The 1,861-nt window shown below is 36.6% G+C and carries 1 protein-coding gene; it reads right to left on the bottom strand.

Annotated elements, in window-relative coordinates; all coding sequences use genetic code 11:
* Nucleotides 1-32 precede the first annotated feature (32 nt).
* A partial coding sequence (locus tag ACYVMZ_RS39260) for a DDE-type integrase/transposase/recombinase (protein ID WP_461088094.1) occupies nt 33-1,861 on the bottom strand: 1,829 nt, incomplete at its 5' end.

Genomic DNA, 1,861 nt, shown 5'->3' with positions numbered 1-1,861 from the left:
ACTTGTTTATCCCATATTGTGTCAAGTTATCACTAATGGTGAATTAGCTTCCCTAAAGCAACATATACCCGCCCACCGATGAGTAAACATCTGGTTTTTTCTTCAAGAGATCTATGAGCTCGTTCGGCTCCCCCATTTTGAAAACTATTATATGGTACTGTAAGTTGATGTATGATACCTCTTTTGTCGAGGCAGTGAAGCAAATGTTCATTGACAATTTCTTTCCCATTATCTGTTCTAATGGTGCCAACCTTGTAGCCTCCGCGAGAGGAGAAAAAATTCTCTACCTCTTTTATCCATGATATGATCACTTCTGCGGACTGATGCTTCCTATGGATTGGATAGGTAAAGTACATCCTGGTATATTTATCAACAATCGTTAAGAAATAGCTATATTTTGATGGATTGCTGTATGTAAAGTTCCCACAGAGATCAATTTGTACCAGTTGCAAAGGTGCAGTGTATTTGGTCTTTGAAAGTTGACCCTTGTAATTTAAACCTTTACTGAGATTACAAGTTGGGCAGCTACTCCATTTATTCCTATCAATTTTTGGTAGGTTCATGGATTTAGCCATGACATTATACACCTCAAAATTTGGGTGACCTAGTCTAGCGTGCATTGTACTAGCTTTAGTTTCCCTATGAATCTGTCTAGGTAGCATTGGATCTACGTATGTTAGAAAAGCAAAAGTTTGTTCGGTTAGTTTGATTGGTGGAGCATGTCTTAAGGCGGTATTCTCCTGAGTGAAGAATTTTCCTTTTTTCTTTATGACAATCGGGTCTTTCCTGGTCTTAAGATAGATTTTGAGTCGATCTTTTGTCATGGATATATATTTTACACCATCTTGAAAAGCTTGTTCAGGCGAAATAAGGTTTATACCCAGATCAGGCACATATGCTACTCTAGTAAGCTCCATGTTATTCATTTTCACTTTCCCATATCCAATAATTGGTAATGAGCCTCCAATGCCTTTTACATAATCAGGTATTTTTAATTCCTTATATTCCATGAAGAATTGTTTATTGCAGCACATGTGAGTACTGGCCCCAGAGTCCCATATCCATGTCTCAGGTTTCTCTTGGATAGTGTACTCAAAAGCACAGAATAGCTCCTCATCGAGATTTGGAGGACCAAAAGTTTTGAATACCTCAGCATCAGGATTATCTTGGAATAGTCTTTTACACTCACTGGGCTTATGCGGTTTTCCGCAGTATAGGCACTTGGGCTTAGTTTTTTGTTTGCGGAAATGTGGTTTTTTGTCTCTGTTTTCTTTCTTATAGTTTTTGTTATATGCATTCGCTAAGAAACCATGGTTAACTGGCTGAGAATTGTTGACATTGGAACCAACTACAATGTCTACAATTTCGTCAGTCTGAAAATCTGCTGTATGTCCCCATTGTTTAAAGTATCCTTCTCTGATATGTTCTGGTAAACATCCGAGCATCATACCTGCTGTAGATTGTTTGATTAGATTCTCCTTTCTTAATATGAATTTGGCTTGATCATCTTTGGGTATGGTGTTTAACAATGCTAGTTCATACTCATCATAATTTAACAGAGTTTCCATCATTGAAGTAATCTCACGAAATAAATCTTCATAGGTCATCGATTGGTAGTTTGTAATCCAACCATAATTCTGTTTAAATGATATTCTGCTGTTATTTCTGTCATATCGTCCTTTAAGGTAAACTAGTATCTTGAAGGCTGAGTTCGAGGAATTATTGAGGGAAAATATTATTTTATTAATATTTTTCACCGCATCATCAGATACCCTTTTCTTTATTAAGCAAACCAATGCATCATTCAGGAATGAAAGTTGGATTTTAACTGTAGGATCACTTATAGTCTTCTCATCATAAG

The sequence above is a fragment of the Streptomyces deserti genome, from assembly GCF_054782695.1.
Note: the sequence above shows the minus strand (reverse complement) of the source record. Positions and strands in the feature narration are given on the sequence as shown.